This window comes from Streptomyces zingiberis (genome assembly GCF_012034935.1).
Taxonomy (GTDB): Bacteria; Actinomycetota; Actinomycetes; order Streptomycetales; family Streptomycetaceae; genus Streptomyces; species Streptomyces zingiberis.
Genome location: NZ_JAATEN010000008.1, coordinates 63,017 through 83,213, shown reverse-complemented (window position 1 = coordinate 83,213; position 20,197 = coordinate 63,017). Strand labels below are relative to the sequence as shown.

The 20,197-nt window shown below is 76.6% G+C and carries 17 protein-coding genes; 8 read left to right on the top strand and 9 right to left on the bottom strand.

Annotation, left to right across the window (positions count from 1 at the left end; translation table 11 throughout):
* Positions 1-179 precede the first annotated feature (179 nt).
* Positions 180-773, bottom strand: coding sequence for a TetR/AcrR family transcriptional regulator (locus HCK00_RS12720; RefSeq protein WP_168101975.1), 594 nt, complete (start codon positions 771-773; stop codon positions 180-182).
* A 460-nt stretch (positions 774-1,233) separates the two neighbouring features.
* Between HCK00_RS12720 and HCK00_RS12715 the strand changes: the two genes are divergently transcribed.
* Complete coding sequence (locus HCK00_RS12715) at positions 1,234-2,517, top strand: exo-beta-N-acetylmuramidase NamZ family protein (protein WP_168101974.1); 1,284 nt, start codon at positions 1,234-1,236, stop codon at positions 2,515-2,517.
* A gap of 82 nt (positions 2,518-2,599) precedes the next feature.
* On the opposite strand, the gene HCK00_RS12710 is transcribed toward HCK00_RS12715, so the two are convergent.
* The gene (locus HCK00_RS12710; protein WP_168101973.1) at positions 2,600-5,461 is read right to left on the bottom strand and encodes a penicillin acylase family protein; all 2,862 of its coding nucleotides are present in this window, start codon (positions 5,459-5,461) and stop codon (positions 2,600-2,602) included.
* Between the two features lie 270 nt (positions 5,462-5,731).
* Here HCK00_RS12710 and HCK00_RS12705 point away from each other — a divergent pair, with 270 nt between their 5' ends.
* On the top strand, positions 5,732-6,343 hold the full coding sequence (locus tag HCK00_RS12705; protein WP_168101972.1) for a hypothetical protein: 612 nt from the start codon (positions 5,732-5,734) through the stop codon (positions 6,341-6,343).
* Positions 6,344-6,428: 85 nt separating this feature from the next.
* On the opposite strand, the gene soxR is transcribed toward HCK00_RS12705, so the two are convergent.
* Entirely contained in the window at positions 6,429-6,902 is a 474-nt protein-coding gene (gene soxR, locus HCK00_RS12700) for a redox-sensitive transcriptional activator SoxR (RefSeq protein WP_168101971.1), read from the bottom strand.
* Between the two features lie 162 nt (positions 6,903-7,064).
* Between soxR and HCK00_RS12695 the strand changes: the two genes are divergently transcribed.
* Positions 7,065-7,526: a MaoC family dehydratase gene (locus tag HCK00_RS12695; RefSeq protein WP_168101970.1), complete on the top strand. Its 462-nt coding sequence runs from the start codon at positions 7,065-7,067 to the stop codon at positions 7,524-7,526.
* A gap of 232 nt (positions 7,527-7,758) precedes the next feature.
* On the opposite strand, the gene HCK00_RS12690 is transcribed toward HCK00_RS12695, so the two are convergent.
* Positions 7,759-8,379: a TetR/AcrR family transcriptional regulator gene (locus tag HCK00_RS12690; protein ID WP_168101969.1), complete on the bottom strand. Its 621-nt coding sequence runs from the start codon at positions 8,377-8,379 to the stop codon at positions 7,759-7,761.
* Positions 8,380-8,932: 553 nt separating this feature from the next.
* Between HCK00_RS12690 and HCK00_RS12685 the strand changes: the two genes are divergently transcribed.
* The 4 genes from HCK00_RS12685 to HCK00_RS12670 all read left to right on the top strand — a co-directional run bounded on the left by HCK00_RS12685 (position 8,933) and on the right by HCK00_RS12670 (position 14,545).
* On the top strand, positions 8,933-10,330 hold the full coding sequence (locus tag HCK00_RS12685) for an MBL fold metallo-hydrolase (RefSeq protein ID WP_168101968.1): 1,398 nt from the start codon (positions 8,933-8,935) through the stop codon (positions 10,328-10,330).
* A 132-nt stretch (positions 10,331-10,462) separates the two neighbouring features.
* Positions 10,463-11,851 carry a homogentisate 1,2-dioxygenase gene (hmgA, locus tag HCK00_RS12680; RefSeq protein WP_168101967.1) on the top strand — a complete coding sequence of 463 codons (1,389 nt, stop codon included), beginning with the start codon at positions 10,463-10,465 and terminating at the stop codon, positions 11,849-11,851.
* 209 nt (positions 11,852-12,060) lie between these two features.
* Positions 12,061-12,816 (top strand): GntR family transcriptional regulator, encoded by a 756-nt coding sequence (locus tag HCK00_RS12675; RefSeq protein WP_168101966.1) that lies wholly within the window; start codon positions 12,061-12,063, stop codon positions 12,814-12,816.
* 439 nt (positions 12,817-13,255) lie between these two features.
* Complete coding sequence (locus HCK00_RS12670) at positions 13,256-14,545, top strand: type ISP restriction/modification enzyme (protein WP_168102154.1); 1,290 nt, start codon at positions 13,256-13,258, stop codon at positions 14,543-14,545.
* Between the two features lie 425 nt (positions 14,546-14,970).
* Here HCK00_RS12670 and HCK00_RS12665 read toward each other — a convergent pair whose 3' ends face one another.
* From HCK00_RS12665 to HCK00_RS12645, 5 genes are all read right to left on the bottom strand, one after another.
* Positions 14,971-15,243 carry a hypothetical protein gene (locus HCK00_RS12665; protein WP_168101965.1) on the bottom strand — a complete coding sequence of 91 codons (273 nt, stop codon included), beginning with the start codon at positions 15,241-15,243 and terminating at the stop codon, positions 14,971-14,973.
* Between the two features lie 429 nt (positions 15,244-15,672).
* On the bottom strand, positions 15,673-16,473 hold the full coding sequence (locus tag HCK00_RS12660) for an SGNH/GDSL hydrolase family protein (protein WP_168101964.1): 801 nt from the start codon (positions 16,471-16,473) through the stop codon (positions 15,673-15,675).
* Positions 16,474-17,063: 590 nt separating this feature from the next.
* Positions 17,064-17,438 (bottom strand): GntR family transcriptional regulator, encoded by a 375-nt coding sequence (locus tag HCK00_RS12655; protein ID WP_168101963.1) that lies wholly within the window; start codon positions 17,436-17,438, stop codon positions 17,064-17,066.
* A gap of 152 nt (positions 17,439-17,590) precedes the next feature.
* Positions 17,591-17,971 carry a type II toxin-antitoxin system VapC family toxin gene (locus tag HCK00_RS12650; protein ID WP_311765291.1) on the bottom strand — a complete coding sequence of 127 codons (381 nt, stop codon included), beginning with the start codon at positions 17,969-17,971 and terminating at the stop codon, positions 17,591-17,593.
* A gap of 20 nt (positions 17,972-17,991) precedes the next feature.
* A complete protein-coding gene (locus HCK00_RS12645) occupies positions 17,992-18,264 on the bottom strand; it encodes a type II toxin-antitoxin system Phd/YefM family antitoxin (RefSeq protein ID WP_168101961.1) in 273 nt (90 codons plus the stop codon).
* Positions 18,265-18,550: 286 nt separating this feature from the next.
* Between HCK00_RS12645 and HCK00_RS12640 the strand changes: the two genes are divergently transcribed.
* A complete protein-coding gene (locus HCK00_RS12640) occupies positions 18,551-19,591 on the top strand; it encodes a lytic polysaccharide monooxygenase auxiliary activity family 9 protein (RefSeq protein ID WP_168101960.1) in 1,041 nt (346 codons plus the stop codon).
* The last annotated feature ends 606 nt before the right edge of the window (positions 19,592-20,197 follow it).

The following is a 20,197-nucleotide window of genomic DNA, read 5'->3' as shown; positions in this document are numbered from 1 at the left end:
AGGCCCGGGAGAGCCGCCGGGCGTGCGGCGCGGACCGGCCGGGGAACCGGCGGCACCCCCGCGGCCGTGCGTCCGGCGCCCGGCGGGCCGTCGTGCCCCGGTCCCCCGGCCCGTCCACCGGCTCCGGGAGGCTCCGGGCGGCGCCGGGCGGCGCCTTCGCGTCGGCGCGCCGGCGCGTCCTAGGGGCGCAGGGCGCGCAGCAGCAGGTCGGCGAGGTGGTCGGCGACCTCACGCGGGGTCAGCGGGCCGTCCGGCCGGTACCAGGTGACCAGGTGGTGGACCGACCCGAAGTGGTAGTCGACGACCAGATCGGCCGGAGTGGCCGTGGAGAACTCCCCGGTACGCCCGCCCTCCTCGACCAGGGCGCGGAACCGCTCGTGGTAGCGGCGCCGTTCCGCGCGTACCTGGCGGTTCTTCTCCGGGGAGAGCTGGTGCATCGAGCGGGAGAAGATGGTGGCGTCGTCCAGGTGTTCCAGGGTGGTGACGACCACGTCGGCCGCCGCGGCCCGCAGCCGCTCCGCCACCGGCCCGTCGGCGTCGGCGAAGGCGTCCAGCCGCTCCTGCTGGAGGCGGAGGAGCCGGCCGTAGATCTCGTGCAGCAGGTCGTCCTTGGAACCGAAGTAGTGGTACAGGGCGCCCTTGGTCACCCCGGCGGCCTCGACGATGTCCTGGACGGACGTCCGGTCGTAGCCGCGCTCCGCGAACAGGCGGGTGGCCGCGGCCAGCAGCCGCTGCGGAACGGGTCTTCCGCCGCCTTCCGTCGTTGGGGCCATCACCGCCACCTTGCCTCTCTGTGCGTCGTTCCCGTGTCGATGGTGCCGCACGGGGCGCGCGGCGGGACCACCGCGCCGTGGTTCACCGTGGGCCGTGGTTCACCGTGGGCCGCCGGACGCGCGGCCCGGCACCCGGCGCACCGCGTGGGGCCCGGCGCGCGGCTCCCGTCGCAGGATCTTCCCACTGCCCGCCTCCCGCCCGGCGCCCGGCCGGTCCCCACCGCCGCGGCGGGCCGCCCCGCGCCCGGGGGCCGGGCCCACCGGGCCCACCGGCCCGCGCGGCTCCCCGCCGTGCCCGGTGGCCGCGTCGCCCGTCCGTGGCCCGGGCCGGGCGCGGCGGGGACCGGCCGCCGCCGGGGTCGTTCCGCGCGGCGGTCCCGCGGGTTAGCGTGCCGGTGCACAGCGCAGTCGCCGGGACGGTTCCGCCGCGTCCCGGCTCCGCCGAGCCCGGAGGTGCCGGATGTCCCTGTCCCGGAGGAATCTGCTGACGGCCGCGGGGGCGGCCGGAGCGGCGGCTACGGCGCCGGCCGCCGGCGCGGCGGCGGCCACCGGGGCCGCGGAGCCGGCGCCCCGGGCGCGGGGCCGGGTGCGCACGGGCTTCGACCGGCTGGCGGCCGCGGGGTACGCGGCGCTGGCGGGGCAGCGGGTCGGCGTCGTCACCAACCCCACCGGGGTCACCGCGGACCTGCGCCACCTGGTGGACGTCATGCACGCCGACGAACGGGTGGACCTGACGGCCGTCTTCGGCCCGGAACACGGCTTCCGCGGAACGGCGCAGGCGGGCGGCTCCGAGGGCCGCTTCGAGGACCCGGCGACGGGGCTGCCGGTGTACGACACCTACCTCAAGAGCGGTCAGGAGCTGGCCGGCGTCCTGACCGCGTCCGGGGTGGACACGGTGGTCTTCGACATCCAGGACGCCGGCGCCCGCTTCTACACCTACATCTGGACGCTGTACGACTGCATGGTGGCCGCCGTCCTCGCGGGGAAGCGCCTCGTGGTGCTGGACCGGCCGAACCCGGTGAGCGGGCGGGCGGCGGCCGGGCCGGTGCTCCACAAGGAGTTCGCGACCTTCGTCGGCCGGGAACCGATCGCGCAGGCGCACGGCATGACGGTGGGTGAGCTGGCGCTGCTGTTCAACGCGGAGTTCGTCCCCGAGGCCGCGGGCCGCGCGGCGGAGCTGGACGTGGTCCGGATGTCGGGCTGGCGCCGCGGGGACTTCTTCGACACGACGGGGCTGCCCTGGGTGCCGCCGAGCCCCAACATGCCCACCCCGGACACGGCGCTGGTCTACCCGGGCACCTGCCTGTTCGAGGGCACCAATCTGTCGGAGGGGCGCGGCACCACCCGCCCCTTCGAACTGCTGGGCGCCGAGGGGATCGACCGCCGCTGGGCCGAGGCGGCGAACGGGCTGGAGCTGCCGGGCGTGAGGTTCCGGGAGGCGTACTTCCAGCCGGTGTTCTCCAAGTTCGCGGGGGACACCGCCGGCGGGGTGCAGCTCCACGTCCACGACCGGGCGGCGTTCGACCCGGTACGGACGGGGATCGGGCTGCTGGTCACCGCCCGGCGGGTGTGGGACGGCTTCGCCTGGCGCTCCGACGGGTGGATCGACAAGCTGACCGGCTCCACCTGGGTCCGTACCGCGATCGACCGGGGCGCCGGCACCGACGAGGTGGTGGCGGGCTGGCGGGAGGAACTGGCCGCCTTCCGCCGGCTCCGCCGGGAGCACCTCCTCTACCGGGACTGACGGGCCGGCGCGGGGCCCGCCGGTCCCGGAGCGGTGCGGCGGCCGGCCGGGGAGACCGGCCGCCGCCCGCCGCGGGCGGCCGTCAGCGGCGGCCGGGGAACTCCACGACCTGCTGGTAGGTGGGCCGGTTCTGCCAGTTGACGGTCGCGTGGGTCAGACCGCCCAGCGGGCGGTGGACCAGGGCGTCGGCGCACCACTGGTCACCGGCCTCGCAGTGCTCGTCACCCGGGTAGACCTGCGCCGCCGGGGTGGCCGCCGCCCGGGTGAGGGTGGTGAGCAGCGTCTCCCGGCAGGCGGACGCGTCCCCGCCGCCGCAGAACTCCGCCGCCAGCGGGCCCCGGACCTCCTCACCGAGCACCGCGCGGAGGTCCTTGTCGACATAGCTCCACCAGCCGGCGAGGAAGGCCGAGCCCGCGTGCCCGCCCGTCGCGCCGTGGCTCGCCGAGGGCGGCTCGTCCGGCGGCAGCTTGGCGCGGAGCGCGTCGTAGAGGCCGTCGCCGAGGCCGGGGGCGAACTGGGCCTCGACGAGCAGCGGCCACCAGGCGTCCATGATCCGGATGGCCTCCGCGTGGCCGTAGACGCGCGAACCGGCGCTCGTCTCCTTGCGCCTGGCACCGGCGTCCACCCAGGACTCCAGGGACTGCACGGCCTCGGCTGCCGCCGGGTCGCTCACGCTCCCGCCGCGCACGGCCCGCAGCAGCAGGGGCAGCACCTTCTCGCCGCGCAGGTCGGTGACGCCCGCCTCGGCCATGGCACGGGTGAGCGAGGCGCGGGTCACCCCGCCCTTGCCGACGAGGCGTTTCACCCGGCTGTCGAGCAGGTCGCCGCGGTGCACCGAGCCGTCGCCGAACTTCGCCGCGGCGTACCCCTTCGCCTGCCGGTTGTTCCAGGAGATGTAGTAGTCCTGGTTGACGGAGCGCGGGTGCTCGGCGTCCGGGGTGTAGCGGGCGGTGTTGTCCCGCGGCTCGAAGTCCCGCCACGCGTAGGCCGCCTCCGCCCGGACCGGCAGGGAGGCGTCCACCCCCTCGGCGCGCACCGGGTTGGTGCCGCTGTTGAAATAGGCCGTGTCGCGGGAGTCGGCGTAGAACCAGTTGAAGGTGTAGTTGACGTGCCCGGCCGCGCGCTGGAACGACGCGGCGTCCGTCACGTAGCCGGGGTCGTTGAACATCTGGAAGCCGATGATGGACTCGGCCTCGTGGCGGTAGGTGGAGCGCAGGGACGTGAAGGCCACCGGTTCGCCGTCCACCGTCGCCCGGTGGGTGACGATGCCGTAGTCCGTCCGGTACACCTGCATCCGGTAGGAGCCCTTGGCCGTGGAGTCGGCGAGCGAGGGCTTCCAGGCGTTCCGCTTCTCCAGCTTCTCCATCGGCTCGCAGGCGCCGTGGTTCCGGTAGTGGGCGGACGCCGTGGTCGGCGCGGAGCCGTCGGGTTCGCACAGTTCGACGGCGTAGGTGTCGGTGATGTCCTGCCCGGCGGAGGTGGCGCTCCAGGCGTAGTCCTGGCCGCGGCCGAGCTGGACATACATGCCGACGCCGGCGAAGGAGGCGCCGCGGGCGCTGATGCCGGGCCCCTGGAGCTCCTGGAGCATGAGCAGCTGCGGGGCGAAGTACCCGGTCTGCGGGCCGAAGACGGCGACGGGGTTGCCGCTCGCGGTGTGCGCGCCGGAGACCATCAGGGCGTTGGACATACCGTGCTGCCGGCTGAAGAGGTCCGCGGGCAGCACCCCGTCGCCGTGCAGGTCGCGCAGGGGCCGCAGGCGCGGTGAGGTCGTCACCGGCGCTTCGGCGTCCTTCACCGCGGTGCCCTGCCGGTCGTGGACCAGCGGCTCGGCGGTGACGGAGCCCGGGTCGGGCAGGGCGGTGCCGCGCGCCCGCGCGGGTTTGCCGGCGTAGGGGAAGGACTCGCCGCCGTGCAGGGTGAGCACGGCCTCGGGGTCGTCACGCTGCCGGAAGGACTCCCAGACCTCGGTGCCCTTCTCGGCGCCGTACCGCTCCTGGGCGGCGAGCAGCGCGAGCGCGGACTCCACCTCACCGCCCCCGCCGCCGCCGAAGAGGGCGCCGATGACGGAGGCGAGCGCCACCATGTCGGTCAGCTGGAACTTCTCGATGGTGCCGAGGTTGGTGACGGCGTCCACGTGGCCGGTGAGGACGTACTCGCCGGGGAAGTAGCGGCCCTTCCTGGACTTCTCGATGTAGGCGTTGATGCCGTCGAGGTACGCCTGGGCGTCGGCCATGGCCTGCGCCCCGCGCTCGCCGGCGGCGGCGATGCGGTCGATCTGCGCCCGGAGGTCGGCCTCGGTGTACGGGGCCTGCGGCCAGAACTGCTGCTCCAGCTCCTGGTTGCCGGCGGCGCCACCGGCGAAGGGGGTGAGCTCGCCGCGGCCGATGTGGCGGAAGAGGTCCATCAGCCAGAGCCGGTCCTGCGCGGCGGCGTACCCCGCGCCGAACTCGGTGCCCTCGCGGGTGGTGCCCTGGATGTGCGGGACGCCGGTCTTCTTGTCCCGGGTGATCGTCACGTCCGCCCGGGGCCGGGTGACGGAGGCGACCTGGCCCTCCGGGACGCCGAAGGAGGCGTCGTTGAAGAACTCCTGGAGCCCGGAGTCGGTGAGGGACGGGTAGCCGGCGACCAGGCCGTCGTACGGGCCGAGCTGGTCGGAGCTGTGCGCGGGACGGGTCCCGAGCACCCGGTGGGCGAGGATCTCGGCGAGGGTGGCGTTGCCGTCGGCGCCGGGCGGCAGGATGTCGGAGCACTGACCGCCGCAGTGGTCCCCGGTGCCTGCCGCAGTGGCCGTGGTGGTCTCGGCCGGGGTGGCGGGGGTGCCGCCCGCCGCGGCGGCGGGCGGGGAGAGCAGCCCCGCGCCGAGGGCGAGCAGCGCGGTGAGGGTAAGGGCGCGGCGCGGTCGCCGTGCGGCACGGTTGCGGGAACGCGGGATCCACCGTCGCATTCCTGCTCCTTCCGTTGGGGGTGCGCCGGACGTTACCGCCGGGTACACCCACCGGGAAGGGAGGCGGCGGCAGATTCTGCGGCCACCTGCCGGCCGCCCGGCGGCACGTGCGCGGACAGGGCGGTCCGGTCGGGTCCCGATGACCGCCGGGGAGGACGCAAGAGGGCCGAACGGGACACTTTCCCGGCCAACTCCCGCCCCCGGGAGCCATTTCGGCGGCCGGTACGTCCATTCCACATCGCCGCAGGACGAGCGTCGGAGGTGGAAGCGATGGCAGGTTTCAGAAGTCTGGCGGAGCAGGTGCGTGACCCGGGGCTGACCCCGGAGCAACGCCGCACGGCGCTCCGCCGCTGCCTGGAGAAGTTCGCCCCCTACGGACACCGCGCGACCTGGCACCACCTGTGCGGCCGGGTCGGCATCCCCACCGGTGACCGGAGGCCGGAGCCGGAACGGCTGGTGCGGGCGCTGGCGGAGCTGGAGGAGGCCCGCCGGGTCTGGCTCGCCTACGAGATGGACTTCGGGGCCCACCGCAAGCGCGAGAAGCGCCTGGGCATACGGCAGCCCGGCGCCCTGCACGACTGGCACCGCCGCACCTGGGGCGGGTGCGGCGTCGCCTGGTGCGACGACCCGGCGGTGCACCCGGACGCGCCGCTGGCCGAGGTGTTGCGCCGGATGATCCAAGCGCTGGAGTCGGAGCCCGGCTCGGTCTGCCCGGTGTGCCGTTCGCCGCGGCTCGCCTGGCGCGGCGGGCTGGACCATGTGCCCAGTTCGGCGCCGGTCTGCGCGGACTGCGGCATCGTCGTGCCCGAGCCGGTCCTGACCGAGGGCGCGCTGGCCACCGCCCACCGGCCCCTGCGCGCCGCCCTGGCCACCGCCTCCTGAGCCGCCGGACGGCGGGAGGCACCCGGGGCGCCGGGGCCGTGACGCCGCGCTCCCGGCGCGCGGCGGAGCCCGCCACGCGGGGCCGTCAGCCGCGGCCCCGCCGGCCGCGCTCCGGGAGCAGCGCCGAGCCGCTGCCCAGACCGCCGAGCCGGTCGTCGGGGTTGGAGAGCACACAGGTCTCCAGGGAGAGGCAGCCGCAGCCGATGCAGTCCGTCAGGTGGTCACGGAGCCGGCCGAGCTGCGCGATGCGCCGGTCCAGTTCGGAACGCCAGGACTCCGACAGGCGCGCCCAGTCCTCCGGGGTGGGCGTCCGCCCGTCGGGCAGTTCGGTGAGGGCGTCACGGATGGTGGCCAGCGGGATGCCGACCCGCTGGGCGGCCCGGACGAAGGCCACCCGGCGCAGGGTGTCCCGGGGGTAACGGCGCTGGTTGCCAGCCGTACGGCGGCTGCTGATCAGCCCCTTCTCCTCGTAGAAGCGCAGGGCGGAGACCGCGGCTCCGCTGCGCGCGGCGAGCTGGCCCACGGTCAGTTCCGTCAGTCGTGCGGGAATCTGCGGCACGCCGCCAGGCTACGGGTCCGGTCCGGGGCGCGGAGCCCCGGGCCGACCAGGGGGAACACCGGGAGAGCCGCTTCCGGGGAGCCCCGTGGGACGTTGACAGCCGTGCCGGTGGCCAGCATGCTGAGCAACCGCTCAGTACGTCCGGTGGGAGGCGGGAAGAAGATGGCGGAGCCGCGGGTGTTCGCGTCGCTCGACGAGTTGCAGGCCGCGGTCGGCGAGGAGCTGGGCCCGGGTGAGTGGCTGGAGGTGGACCAGCGCCGCGTCGACCTCTTCGCCGAGGCGACCGGCGACCACCAGTGGATCCACGTGGACCCCGAGCGGGCCGCCGCCGGCCCCTTCGGCACGACGATCGCGCACGGCTATCTCACCCTTTCCCTGCTGCCGGCGCTGGTACCGGGCCTGATGCGGGTGGAGGGAGTGCGCATGGGCGTCAACTACGGCACCGGCAAGGTCCGTTTCCCCGCGCCGGTGCCCGTGGGGTCCCGGCTGCGGGCCCGGGCGGTGATCGGGGAGGTGCGTGAGGTGCCGGGTGGCGTCCAGCTGACCACGGCCGTCACCGTGGAGCGCGAGGGCGGCGAGAAGCCGGTCTGCGTCGCGGAGAGCCTCAGCCGCTACTACCGCTGAGCGCGCGGGCGCGGGGCCGGCCGCCCAGGGCGGGGGTCTCGCCCCGGTGGAGTGGTCCGGCGGTGCGGTCTCCCCCGGTCGCGGATCTGTGCGCGGGCCCGCCCTCCGGGGGTGACGGCCGGACGGTGGCCCGTCCGGGGCGCGGCCCGGCCGCCCGACGCGCCCGACGCGCCCGCCGTCCCGCCGGACGCCGGGCCCGCCCGGCCGGGCGGGCCGCGGGGGGACGCCCCCGTCACTCCCCCGCCGGCTCCGCCCCCACCATGCGCAGCACGAGGTCCGCGTAGAGCTCCCCGACCTCCTCGGGCGTGCGGCGCCCGTCCGGCCGGAACCAGCGGGCCACGTCGGTGCAGAGCGACAGCACCGCCAGGGTGGTGCCGCCGACGTCGGGAACGTGGAAGTCGCCGGCGTCCACCCCGTCCTGGACGATCCGGCGCACGGCGCGGTCGGTGGCCCGGCGCAGGGCGAGGACCTCGGCGTAGTGCTCCTCGGCCAGCGCGCCCAGTTCGTACTGGACGACACGGGCCGTGGTGTGGTGCTCGGCGTGCCAGCGGGCGAAGCCGCGTACGGCCAGGGCGAGCCGGCCGGCGGGGCCGGCGTCGGAGTCGGCCGCCCGCTCCAGCATCGCGAGGGCGAGCCGGTGCCCCACCCGGCTGATCCGGTGGAGCAGCTCCTCCTTGGTGCGGTAGTGGATGTAGAGGGCGGCCGGGCTCATCCCGGCGCGGCCCGCGATGTCGCGCGTGGTGGTGGCGTGGTAGCCGCGCTCGGCGAAGGCCTCGACGGCCGCCGTCAGCAGCCGCCTGGCGGCGTCGGGCGTGACATCCGCCCACTGCGCCTTCTCCGCCTCGCTGCCCATCGCGCCCCGCTCCTGAAGGTGCCCGGCGGTCCCTCCGCCGCGGCGAACACCCTACAGGGTGGTGAGCAAGCGCTTAGGGAAGGCGCCGCGCCGGGTGCGGCGCCGGGGCCCGGGGCCGGCCGCCGGGGCACCGCCACCGCGCGGGCCCGGGTACGTGGCGCCCGCGTCACCGCCGGAGGCCGACGGGCCCGCGCGGCGAACGGCCCGGGGGCGTGGTGCGCGGGGAAGGCCGCGGCCCGAAGTGCGCCCCGGCCGGCGGCGAAGCCGCACGGCGCCGCGGAGGGCGGCGCGGAGGGCGGCGGCCACCGCGCGGACCACGGTGCCCGGCCGCTCCGGTCCGGCCGGCCGAAGGGCCGCGGCGCACGCCCCGGCCCGGGGAGGGCTGGACGGCCGTCTCCCGGGTACGCGGTGCGGGCGCGCACGGGAGGGACCGGGCGCGCCCGGGAAGGGCCGGCAGGACCTCCGTGATCCCCCGGCATCCCCCCGCGATCCCCGCGATCCGGGGCGGGAGGCGCGGAGGAGGCGGCAGGAGCACGAGAAGGGAACGCGTTCGTTGTTCTTCGTGGACGTCGTGGAGACCGAAGGGCTCGGCAACCGCGGTTATCTCGCGGGCGGCCCGCACACCGCCGTGGCCGTGGACCCACCGCGGGACGTCGACCGGGTGGTGAGCGCGGCGGCCCGGCGGGGGGTGCGGATCACCGCCGTGGTGGAGACCCATGTGCACAACGACTACGTCAGCGGCGGCCGCGAGCTGGCCCGGATCACCGGGGCGCGCCACCTGCTCCCCGCCGGCGCGGGTGTGGAGTTCGCGCACACGCCGGTCACGGACGGCGACACCATCGAGGTCGGCGACAGCGCAGGCGGTGGACCGGAGCTGCGCGCGGTGGCCACCCCGGGCCACACCCCGCACCACATGACGTACGTCCTGGCCGAGGAGGGCCGTGAGACCGCCGCGTTCACCGGCGGCTCGCTGCTCATCGGCGGTGTCGGCCGCCCGGACCTGGTGGAGCCCCGGCTGACCGGGCGGCTGGCGCGCGACCAGCACGCCTCGGCCCGCCGGCTGGCCGGGGAACTGGCGGACGAGGTGCGGGTGCTGCCGACGCACGGCTTCGGCAGCTTCTGCTCCTCCTCGCCACGGTCCGGGCAGCGGGACGCCACCACGATCGGCGCGGAACGGAAGAGCAACGACGCCCTGCGGAAGGACGTGGACACCTTCGTCGCCGACCTGCTCGCCGGGCTGGACGACGTCCCCGCCTACTACGCGCACCTCGGCCCGCTCAACGCCCGCGGCCCGGACCCGGTGGACCTCACCCCGCCCGCGCCGGCCGGCGCCGGGGAGATCGCGCGCCGGCTGGCCGCCGGCGAGTGGGTGGTGGACCTGCGGGACCGGCGGGCGTTCGCGGCGGGCCATGTCGGCGGCGCGTACAACATCGAGGCGGAGGGGCAGCTCGCCACCTACCTGGCCTGGCTGATCCCGTGGGGCCGGCCCGTCACCCTGCTCGCCGCGGACCGGGACCAGCTGGCCCACGCGCAGCGGGAGCTGGTCCGGGTCGGCGTCGACCGGCCGGCCGCCGCGGCCACCGGGGGCCCGGAGCGCTGGCTGCCCGCCGGCACGGAGCCGCGCGTCTCCGGGCTGGGCACCTTCGCGGAGCTGGCGGCGCGGTGGCGGGTCCACCCGGGCGGCGGTGACGTGCTGCTGGACGTCCGCCGCGACTCCGAGCGCGCGGAGGGGCACATCGGCGGCTCGGCGCACATCCCCGTCCATGAACTGCGGGAGCGGCTGGCGGAGGTGCCCCCGGGCCGGGTCTGGGTGCATTGCGGGAGCGGGTTGCGGGCCACCGTCGCCGCCTCGCTGCTGGACGCGGCCGGGCGGGAGGTGGTCGTGGTCGACGAGGCCTACGGCGCCGCCGGGGAGGCCGGGCTGCCGGTCGTGACGCCCGGGGAGGGCTGACCGGAGGGGACGGCCCCGGCCCGCCGCCCCGCCCGGCCGCGGACCGGCCGCCACCGCGCAGTCGTTGACGGGCCCACGCCCCCATTCCTATGGTTCGGCGAAGGAATCGGCCGGCGGGACGAGGGAGCAGGGATGGACGGCACGGGCACGGCGCGGGCGGCGCACGCGAACGGCGCGCCGGGGCAGGCGGCGGCCCCGGCGGAGGAGCGCGGGGCGGAGCGGCCGGGCGATCTCGCGTATCTCTCCGGGTTCGGCAACGAGCACAGCTCCGAGGCGGTCCCCGGGGCGCTGCCGGCCGGCCGCAACTCCCCGCAGCGCGCCCCGCTCGGCCTCTACGCGGAGCAGCTCAGCGGCAGCGCGTTCACCGAACCGCGCCACACCAACCGCCGTTCCTGGCTCTACCGCATCCGCCCCTCCGCCGCGCACCCCCCGTTCCGCCGCACCGCGAACGGTTCGCTGCGCGGCGCCCCGTTCACCGAGACCGAGCCCGACCCCAACCGGCTGCGCTGGGACCCGCTGCCGGACCCGGCCCCGGGCACCGACTTCGTCACCGGCCTGTGGACGCTCGGCGGCAACGGCGACATCCGGCAGCGGGCGGGCATGGCCATCCACCTCTACGCCGCCGACACCTCCATGACGGACCGCGTGTTCTCCGACGCCGACGGCGAGCTGCTGATCGTCCCCGAGCGGGGCGGGCTGCTGCTGCACACCGAGTTCGGCCGGCTGCTCGCCGGGCCGGGCCAGGTGGCGCTGGTGCCGCGCGGGGTCCGGTTCCGGGTGGAGCTGACGGGGACGGCCGCGCGCGGTTACGTCTGCGAGAACTACGGCAGCCCGTTCACCCTGCCCGAGCTGGGCCCGATCGGAGCGAACGGGCTGGCGAACCCGCGGGACTTCCTGGCGCCCGTCGCCGCGTTCGAGGACCGTGAGGAGCCGGTGGAGGTCGTCACCAAGTACGGCGGCAACCTGTGGGCGGCCGAGTACGGCCACTCCCCCCTGGACGTCGTCGCCTGGCACGGCACCCATCTGCCCTACGTCTACGACCTGCGCCGCTTCAACGTCATCGGCAGCATCAGCTACGACCACCCCGATCCGTCGATCTTCACCGTGCTGACCTCGCCGTCGGACACCCCGGGGCTGGCCTCCGTCGACTTCGTGGTCTTCGCGCCCCGCTGGCTGGTCGGCGAGGACACCTTCCGCCCGCCGTACTTCCACCGCAACGTGATGAGCGAGTACATGGGGCTGATCGAGGGCGCCTACGACGCCAAGGCCTCCGGCCCCGGCGGTTTCGTACCGGGCGGCGGTTCGCTGCACCCCATGATGTCGGCGCACGGACCGGACCGGGAGACCTTCGAGAAGGCGAGCCACGCGGAGCTGCGGCCGCAGAAGATCGACGACGGCCTCGCCTTCATGTTCGAGACGCGCTGGCCGGTGACGGCCACCCGGCAGGCGCTCGACGCCGGCCATCTGCAACGCGGTTACGACCGGGTGTGGGAGGGGCTGGAGCGCCACTTCCGCCGGTGACACGGCGGGGCCGGGCCGGCCCCGCCACCGGGCAGCGGTGCCACTGCCCGCCCGGCCCGTGTCGACGCGTGGGTGTCCCCCTGCCGGGACGGCGGCCGTCCGCGTAACCTCACCCTCCCGCCCCGCGCCTCCCCTCCGTTCGCCCGGCACCGCGCGGGGCGGGGCGGGCCGCCGACAGCCGTCCCGAGACCCGCCGGAGTGCCTCAGCCGTGACCGCCTTCTCGCCCGACTCCCTGGTCCTCAACCGCAAGCTGCCGCTGTGGTACCAGGTCTCCCAGTCCCTGCGCGCCTCCATACTGGGCCGCCGCCCGGAGGAGCCGCTGCGGCTCCCGACCGAGGACCGGCTCGCCGCGCACTACGGGGTCAGCGTGCTGACGATGCGCCAGGCGCTGAAGGAACTGGAGACCGAGGGGCTGATCAGCCGCCACCGCCGGCGCGGCACCTTCATCGAGCCCGCCGCCCGGCGCGGTGCCCCCGTGCGGCTGCTGGGCTCGGTGGACACCGTCGTCGCCCGGCAGTCCGGCGAGTCCGCCACCGTCCTGAGGCACGGCCGGGTGCCCGTGCCGGCGGAGGTGGCGGAGCACTTCCCGGATCTGGAGGAGGTCGTGGAGTTCCGCCGGCTGCGCCGGGACGGGACCACCGGCGAGCCCACCAACTGGGCGGAGAACGCGGTCCGTCCGGAGATCGCCGAACGGTTCGACCCGGCGGAGCTGGAGCGGTGGCCGATGACCAAGATCCTGCGCGACACGGCGGGCGTGCGGGTCAGCCGGATCACGGACACCGTCGAGGCACGGCTCGCCGACCCCGAGACGGCGGCGCTGCTGGAGGTGCCGCTGCTCAGCCCGGTCCTGCACTGCACCGGCGTGGTCCACGACGACCGGGGCCGGGTGGTGGACGTCGCCCGCATCCGCTACCGGGGTGACCGGTTCTCGTTCGCCGTGACCACCTTGACCATGGAGTCCTGAGCACCCGCCGGGCCGTGTCCCCGGCCGCCGTTACGATGGCCGGGCCGGGCCCGCGGCCGGACCGCGCGGGCAGCCGCGCGGCGGGGAACCCGACGGACGCGCGGCGTCCGGCGCGGCGGAGAGGGAAGCAGCCCCGGGGACCGCGGCCCGCCGGCGGCGGTCCGGGCCACCGCGGCAGGGGCCGGCGGCCGTACCGAACCCGGACGGGGAGGGGGGAACCGCAGTGACGGCGCGAGAGGACACCGCGGCCGCCGGAACCGGGAACCGCACCCCGCCGGCCGGCGACGGGCCCGCGTCCCCGTCGGCGGGCCCGCCCGGCGCCACCGGTGCCGACGCCCTCCTGCCACCGCCCACCGCCCCCGGGGCCCGCTCCACGGCGCGCGCCCCCTCCCCGACCCCGCGCCGGGCGCCCGCGCCGCGGCCCGGCCGCCCCACCGCCTTGGGGGACGACCCGCTCCTCGCCGACCTGCTGCCCTGGTCGGTGGCGCCGCTGCGCACCGGCCGCTCCTGGGTGCTGGCCCCGGAGCCCGCCACCCTGACCGCGCGCTGGGACCGGCTGACCCGCCTCACCCCCGTCACCGAACGCGCCGAACGGGAACGGCTGTTCCGTCCCTCCCGGGCCCGGAACATCCGGCTGGCCCTGCCGCACCTGCCCGGCCACCCCGCCACCACGGGCCCGCTCGCCGAGGAGACCGGGCCCTGCCCGGAGCCCGTGCGGCTGCTGCACGGCCCGTTCGACCGCCAGTGGCTCATCCCCGACCAGCGGCTGCTGGACGCGGCCCGCCCGGAGCTGTGGCGGGTCGCCGACGGCCACCAGCTGTTCGCCGTGGAGACGGGCGCGGTGCCGGGCCCGGCCGGCGGTGGCCGGAGCGGCCACGGCGGCGAAGGCTGTGTGGAGGATCTGCTGCACTTCTCGGCGCTGCTTCCCGAGGGGCGCTCCCCGGCGGGCCGGCCCGGGCGCATCCGGCCGCTGTTCCGCCGCCCCGGCGGCGCGGAACCCAACCTCGCCCCCGGCCTGACCGCCCTGCTCACCGAGCGCCTCGCCACCCCGGTGACCGCGGAGGACGTGCTGGCCTGGACGGCGTCCGCGGTCCGGCGCCACGGCGGGGACCGGACCGTGCCGCTGCCCCGGTCCGCCGCGCTGTGGCGCGAGGGGGTCGCGCTGGGCCGCCGCGTGCTGTGGCTGCACTCCTTCGGTGCGCGCGGCGCCGGTGGCACGGGCGCGCCGGGCGAGCGCCCCCGGCTGCCCGGCGGCCGGCGCCCGTACGTCCGCGCCGCGCTCCCGGAGAACCTGGGCGCCCTCCCCCCGGAACCGCTGTACGACGCCGCGGAACGGGCGCTGCTGCTCGGCGAGGGCCGCATCGCGCCCGTGGAACCCGCCGCCTGGGAGTTCGAGGTGTCCGGGGTCCCGGTGCTCGCCGAGTGGTACGCGCGGCGCGTGGCCCCTGCCGACCCGGGCACGCTGGCCGCGATCGGTCCGGCACGGTGGCCGCGCGACCGGACCTCCGAACTGCTGGAGCTGATCACCGTGCTGACCCTGCTGGACGAACTCCGCCCGGAACGCCGCCGGCTGGCGCAGCGGCTGGCGGGACTGCGGCCGGAGGAGCGGCTGACCACGGCCGAGCTGCGCGGCGCCGGGGTACTGCCGGTACCGGCGGCCGCCCGCCGCCCCGCCTCCGTCCTGGACCACCCGGAGGAGGGGCCCGGCGGCCAGTTCGCGCTGCTCTGAGGTCCGGGCGCGGAGGGTATGCGCGGCGGCCGCCGGACGCGGCGGGCCCGTGGCTGCGTTGACGCTCGACGTGCCCCGCAGCGTGGGACGGACCGTCCGCCGCCCGCCGTGCAGGGACGCGGGGCATCCGGGCACGGGCCGGCGTAGGCCGTGACCGCCCCGTACGGCGCGCGGGCTGCCGGGAACGGGAGGGAAGAGGGGGCCGGGCGAGAGCCACGGGCGCCGAGCCGGCCGACACGCGGCCCGATGGGGCGCGTGCGGCCGGGCGCGCCGGGCCGGGCGGGGAGTGCGGCGGTCCGGGTGGTGGGCGCCGTGCGGAGCGGCCGGTGTGTCCGCGAGCCGGGGATGCGCGGAGGCCGGGCAGGCGGCGGGGTCACCGGGCGCCGTGGCGCCCGGTGGGGCCGGGCGGGAAGCTGCCGGCCGGTCTACCCGTGGTTGCCGAGGAGTGACCGCCGCAGCCGCCGGAGCGGCGCGAAGAGCGACACCCGCGAGACGCGGGCACGCCGGGTCGTCGTGGCGCGGGGACCCCCGCGCGAGGTGATCTCCCGCATCAGCAGGGTCGCCTCCTCGGTGTCGCGCTGTGGCACGGCGGGGCCGGCCAGCACGGCGAGATGGCGGTCGAGACGCGAGCTGTGCACGCCGCTTCCGCAGTTGACGGCAGGCACTCGGGGCCTGCTCCGCGTTGTTATCTGATCCATGACACTCCCCACCCGAACGAGGGCACCCGGCCCGGGCAGGCTAACCCTACCGCCCCGGCGCGTCACCCGTGTATCCGCGTATCCCCGACTGGCCTCCCCGGCACGGTGGTTGGCCTCTCGGAAGGATTACCCACCCGGCGCACGGGCACTCGGGTGCGCTGCCCACCGCGCGGAGCACGCCGGGCGTGTCGCGAGAGCGCACGGGCCCGCGGGGCGCCCGGACCCGGTCGTGTCCGGACACCGGGCCGGGCTCCGGACGGGGCGGCGCGGGCCGTGCAGTGCGGGCCGCGCGGCGTACGGGGGCCGGCCGGCGCGGGGGCACATCCGCGCCGGCCGGTCCGTCACGGTCCGCCGGTGACACCGCGCCCGCCGGTGACACCGGCCGGGCGGGGCGTCACCGGCGGACGGCGCCGGTACCGCGTCCGTCCGTCACGCGAGGGAGCGGAGCACCGGCAGATAGCCGCCGGACTGGCCGGCGGCGGTGGGGTGGTAGGAGTCGTTGATGGGCAAGGTGACGCTGTGGATCCAGGAGTCACCGGAGCAGATCTCGTGCCCGGCGAAGGTGGGGCGGACGTCGCCGAAGGAGAAGCCGTGGTCGGCCGCGCGCTTGGCGGTGACCTCGTTGAGATTGTCGGAGGCGGCGTTGAGCGCGGAGCGCTCCGCCTCGCTCAGCCCGGCGATGCAGGTGCCCTTGAGCTGGTAGAGGCGGGGGTAGCCCAGCACGACGACCCGGGCGGCGGGCGCCTTGGCGCGGATGGCCGCGTACACCTGGTCGAGCTTGCCGGGCAGGGTGGCGTTCATGTAGTCGCGCGCCTGCTGCACCCGGCTGAGGCAGGTGGACTGGGAGCTGAGCACACAGGTGGTCATGACGTCGGCGAATCCGGCGTCGTTGCCGCCGACGGAGATGCTGACCAGGCCGGTCGAGGAGCTGAGCGGGCCGAGCTGGCTGTTCAGCACGTCACCGGTCCTGGCGCCGGAACAGGCGGTGAAGTGGAAGGACGAGGGGGAGTTGGCGGCGGCCCACAGGGGCCCGTAGGCCCGGTTGCTGCGCTTGCAGTCGCCGCTCGCGCTGTCGTAGCTGCCGGCGCCGAGGCCGGAGGCGTACGAGTCGCCCAGCGCCACATAGCCGGTGGCCGCGGGCGCGGCCGTGGCGGCGCCGGCGCCGGTCAGGGTCAGCGCGGCGGCGAGGAGCAGGGCGGACAGGGGGGCGGCGTGGCGGAAGAGTCTCACGGGACCTCCGGTGGCAGGGACACTGCGGGGGGACGGGGCGGCAGGTCGCGCTGTGCTGTCAGGGCCGGGCCGGCGTGATCGCGTCCGGCGGGCACCGGCGGGGCCGGATTGGCGAGGTCATGTCAAAGCAGACCCGGCCGGCCATGGTGGGGAACCTGCTGGGCATGGTGGGGACATCCCCCGGAAACAGCGAATCTACGCGCGTGCGCGGGTGAAACTTTCGGCCGCGGCCGGGACCTGACGGGACGTCCACATCTGCCACGCGGACCCGGACGGCCTCACCCCCGCGCCGGCGGGGCCCTGCCGTCTCCCCCGGTCCCGTGCCCTCGCGGGCACGCGGCGACGGACGGGCACGCGGCGGCGGGCCGCGGGCGGTGCGGTCCGCCCGCCGTCCCGGCACACCCGCAGACCGGCACACCCGGGCGCCGGAGCACCGGCCTGCCGGCCTGCCGGCCTGCCGGCCTGCCGGGAGAAGATCCCCCGGACCCCAGGGGCGCACCCGTCGCCCCTGCCGAAGCGGGAGGCCCGCACCGGGCCGCCTTCCCCACCGCCCCTCCCGGCGGGCACGGCCGGGCGGGTCCGGCGTCCGGTCAGCCGGCGTATGCGGCGCGCAGAGCCTCCTCGGCCGCCGCCAGCGCCGCCGCCCGGTCCAGCCCCAGCCGGCGGGCGCGCCGGGCGAACTCCTGCGCCGCGGCGGCGGCCTCCCGCGCCGCGCCCTCCTCGGCCGCGGCCACGAAGGTGCCGCTCCGGCCCCGGGTCTCGACCACCCCGTCGGCCTCCAGCGCCCGGTACGCCTTGGCCACCGTGTTGACCGCGAGCCCGAGCTGCCCGGCGAGCGCGCGCACGGTCGGCAGCCGGTACCCGACGGGGAGCCGCCCCGACCGCGCCTGCGCGGCGATCTGCGCCCGGAGTTGCTCGTACGGCGGCTCGGCGGCGCCGGGAACGACGGTGACCTTCAGACTCACGGACGGCTCTCCTCGGGGCGTGCCGGACTGGTGCCCCATTGTGGGCCGCGGCGCCCCGCCACCGCGACGCGAGGGGCCCGCGGCAGGCAGGAGCCGCGGGCCTGTGGCTGTGGCTGCGGCCGGCCCCGTGGCCGTGGCCGTGGCCGTGGCCGTCAGACCGGAACGACGGTCACGGCACTCTCCAGCCCCTCGAAGTCATCCGGATTGCGCGTGAACAACGGCAGACCGCGCACCGAGGCGGTGGCGGCGATCATGAGATCCAGCCTCCGGGGGCGCGGATTCCGTTCGGCCGCGAGCGTCAGGGAGACCAGGGTGCCGTACCGCGTGGCCGCGTCGCCGTCGAAGGGCAGCGGATCGAAGTCGGCCACGGCGGCCCCCAGCCTCTCCATACGTGCGGCCCTGACAGCCGGATCCTTCGCCAGCATGACTCCCTGCTGGAGTTCGGCCATGGTGACGGCGGTGAGCAGGGGGACCGTGGGCAGGGCGGCAGGGGTGATCCCGTGGAGGCCGATGTAGACACAGGTATCCAGCACGCCGGAAGGATGGGAGGCGATCACCGCCGGAGCCCCTGCGGGTCGTCGCCGACACGGTCCTCGGAACCGAAGAACTCATCGGCCTCCCGGCGCATGGCCTCATGGTCCACCGGAGGCAGCCGGCGGTGGCGCTCCACCAACTCCTCAGCGGTGAGGGAACGTTTGCGCCGGATGGGGCGGAGTTCGGCAACTTCGGTGCCGTTGCGGGTGATGTGGTAGGTCTCACCGGCTTCCACCGCGTCCATGACAGCGGCGGAGTTGTTCCGGAACTCACGCTGACTGATGGTCTTCATGGAGCCGGCGTAGCGCGCCGTGCCCCGGTGGGCTACAGGCGGAGGCGACGCCGGCCGACGCGACCGGTGCGGTGCCGGCCCTTAACCACCGCTCAGCCGTTCCTTAACGGCGGCATAAGGATCGCCTCCGGCCCGCCCGGACAGGGTTTTCCGCCCGCCGGCGGGGCTAGCGTGCGGAGCGCCGGGACGGATTCCGGCGGCCGGCGGCGCCCCTTCGGAGCCGCTCCGGGCCGCGGGTCCGGCCCTGCGACGCACCCCCGAGTCACCTCTGTGAGGAGCCCCCACGATGACCGCACGCCGCACGACCGCGACCGTTCTCGCCGGCGCCGCCGCACCGCTGGCGCTCACCGTGCTGGCGGCCGCCCCCGCCTCCGCGCACGGCTCGATGTCCGACCCGGTCAGCCGGGTGGCCGCCTGCTTCGCCGAGAACCCGGAGAGCCCGCAGTCGGCGGCCTGCAAGGCGGCCGTCGCGGCCAGCGGCACCCAGGCGTTCTACGACTGGAACGAGGTCAACATCGCGGACGCGGCCGGGCGGCACAAGGAGATCATCCCGGACGGCAAGCTGTGCAGCGCCGGCCGCGACAAGTACAAGGGACTCGACCTGGCGCGCGCCGACTGGCCGGCCAGCCCGATGTCCGCCGGCTCGCACACCTTCCGCTACAAGGCGACCGCGCCGCACAAGGGCTCGTTCGAGCTGTACATGACCAAGCCGGGCTACGACCCCTCCTCCCCGCTGACCTGGAACGACCTGGAGGCACAGCCCTTCGCCAAGGTCACCGACCCGACGCTGAGCAATGGCGAGTACGTGTTCGAGGGCACCGTGCCGGCGCGTTCGGGCCGCCACCTGATCTACAGCGTCTGGCAGCGCTCGGACAGCCCCGAGGCCTTCTACACCTGCTCGGACGTCACCTTCGGCGGCGCGGCCTCGTCCGGCGGCCCCGCGGCGGAGGCCCCGGACGACAAGCGGATCGAGGCCGCCGCCGGCCGGTCCACCGTCAGCCACGGCGGCAACGGCGGTGACGCACACGGCGAGGGCCACGGCGACGGTGAGCGGCAGGCGGAGAAGCCGGTCGCCAAGGCCGCTCCGGCGGAGGCGGACGGCACGGACGAGAAGGCCCCGGCCGCCGACGAGGGCAACGCTCCGCGGGCCGCCGGCGCCGGCGGCTCCGCGCCGGCCGGCGAGCGCGCCGGCACGGAGGAGCTGGCGCAGACGGGCGGGGACAGCGCCACCACCCCGCTCGCCGTGGGCGGCGCGGCCGCCGCCGCGCTCGGCGCCGCGTTCATGCTGACCAGCGCCCGCCGCCGGGCGGCCCGCCGACGCGGCTGAGCCACCACCGCGCCCGGGCCGGATGCCGGTCCCCCAGCCGGCATCCGGTCCTTCCCCGGGGGGAACCCCCGGACCGGCCGGCCCCCTCCTGCTGCACCAGGAGGGGGCCGGTCCGGTCCGGGGGACAGCCATGAGCGGGGCGGGGCGCGGGGCGCGCGAACCCGGCCCGCCCCGCGCCCCACCAGCCTTTCCGGCCACCGCCGCACACCCCGGCCCGCCCCGCTCGCCTCCCGGGCGCCCGCCTCCGCCTCCGGGCGGCCGCGCCGCCCCGCCCCGCGCGCCGCCGGGCTCGCGGCGCCAGGACCACCGGCCCCCACGCACCAGAAGCGGAGGGGAGGCTTCCACTACGGTACGGAGTCTTGCCGCTTCACGGACGCCGCCCTATCGTCCTCGACAGAAAGCGCTTTCCCCCCACGCGCGGCACCACGGGAGAGCTGCCGCCGATCCACGCGGAGACCCCCGCACCCCCGGAACACCGCCCCGCCCCCACCCCGGACCACACCGGCCGGGTCCGGCGGCCGCGGGCCCCGGACGCCGGAGGACCGCCGGACCGGGCTCCGACGAGGGAGAAAACACCCAAGCCGGCCCGTACGGCGACCTCTCTCC

Excerpts from the sequence above, each read along its gene's own strand:
- HCK00_RS12715 (WP_168101974.1), top strand. The coding sequence starts at position 1,234 with ATGTCCCTGTCCCGGAGGAATCTGCTGACGGCCGCGGGGGCGGCCGGA.
- HCK00_RS12645 (WP_168101961.1), bottom strand. The coding sequence starts at position 18,264 with ATGAAGACCATCAGTCAGCGTGAGTTCCGGAACAACTCCGCCGCTGTC.
- HCK00_RS12710 (WP_168101973.1), bottom strand. The coding sequence starts at position 5,461 with ATGCGACGGTGGATCCCGCGTTCCCGCAACCGTGCCGCACGGCGACCG.
- hmgA (WP_168101967.1), top strand. The coding sequence starts at position 10,463 with ATGGACGGCACGGGCACGGCGCGGGCGGCGCACGCGAACGGCGCGCCG.
- HCK00_RS12705 (WP_168101972.1), top strand. The coding sequence starts at position 5,732 with ATGGCAGGTTTCAGAAGTCTGGCGGAGCAGGTGCGTGACCCGGGGCTG.
- HCK00_RS12720 (WP_168101975.1), bottom strand. The coding sequence starts at position 773 with ATGGCCCCAACGACGGAAGGCGGCGGAAGACCCGTTCCGCAGCGGCTG.
- HCK00_RS12695 (WP_168101970.1), top strand. The coding sequence starts at position 7,065 with ATGGCGGAGCCGCGGGTGTTCGCGTCGCTCGACGAGTTGCAGGCCGCG.
- HCK00_RS12640 (WP_168101960.1), top strand. The coding sequence starts at position 18,551 with ATGACCGCACGCCGCACGACCGCGACCGTTCTCGCCGGCGCCGCCGCA.
- HCK00_RS12690 (WP_168101969.1), bottom strand. The coding sequence starts at position 8,379 with ATGGGCAGCGAGGCGGAGAAGGCGCAGTGGGCGGATGTCACGCCCGAC.
- HCK00_RS12665 (WP_168101965.1), bottom strand. The coding sequence starts at position 15,243 with ATGGATCAGATAACAACGCGGAGCAGGCCCCGAGTGCCTGCCGTCAAC.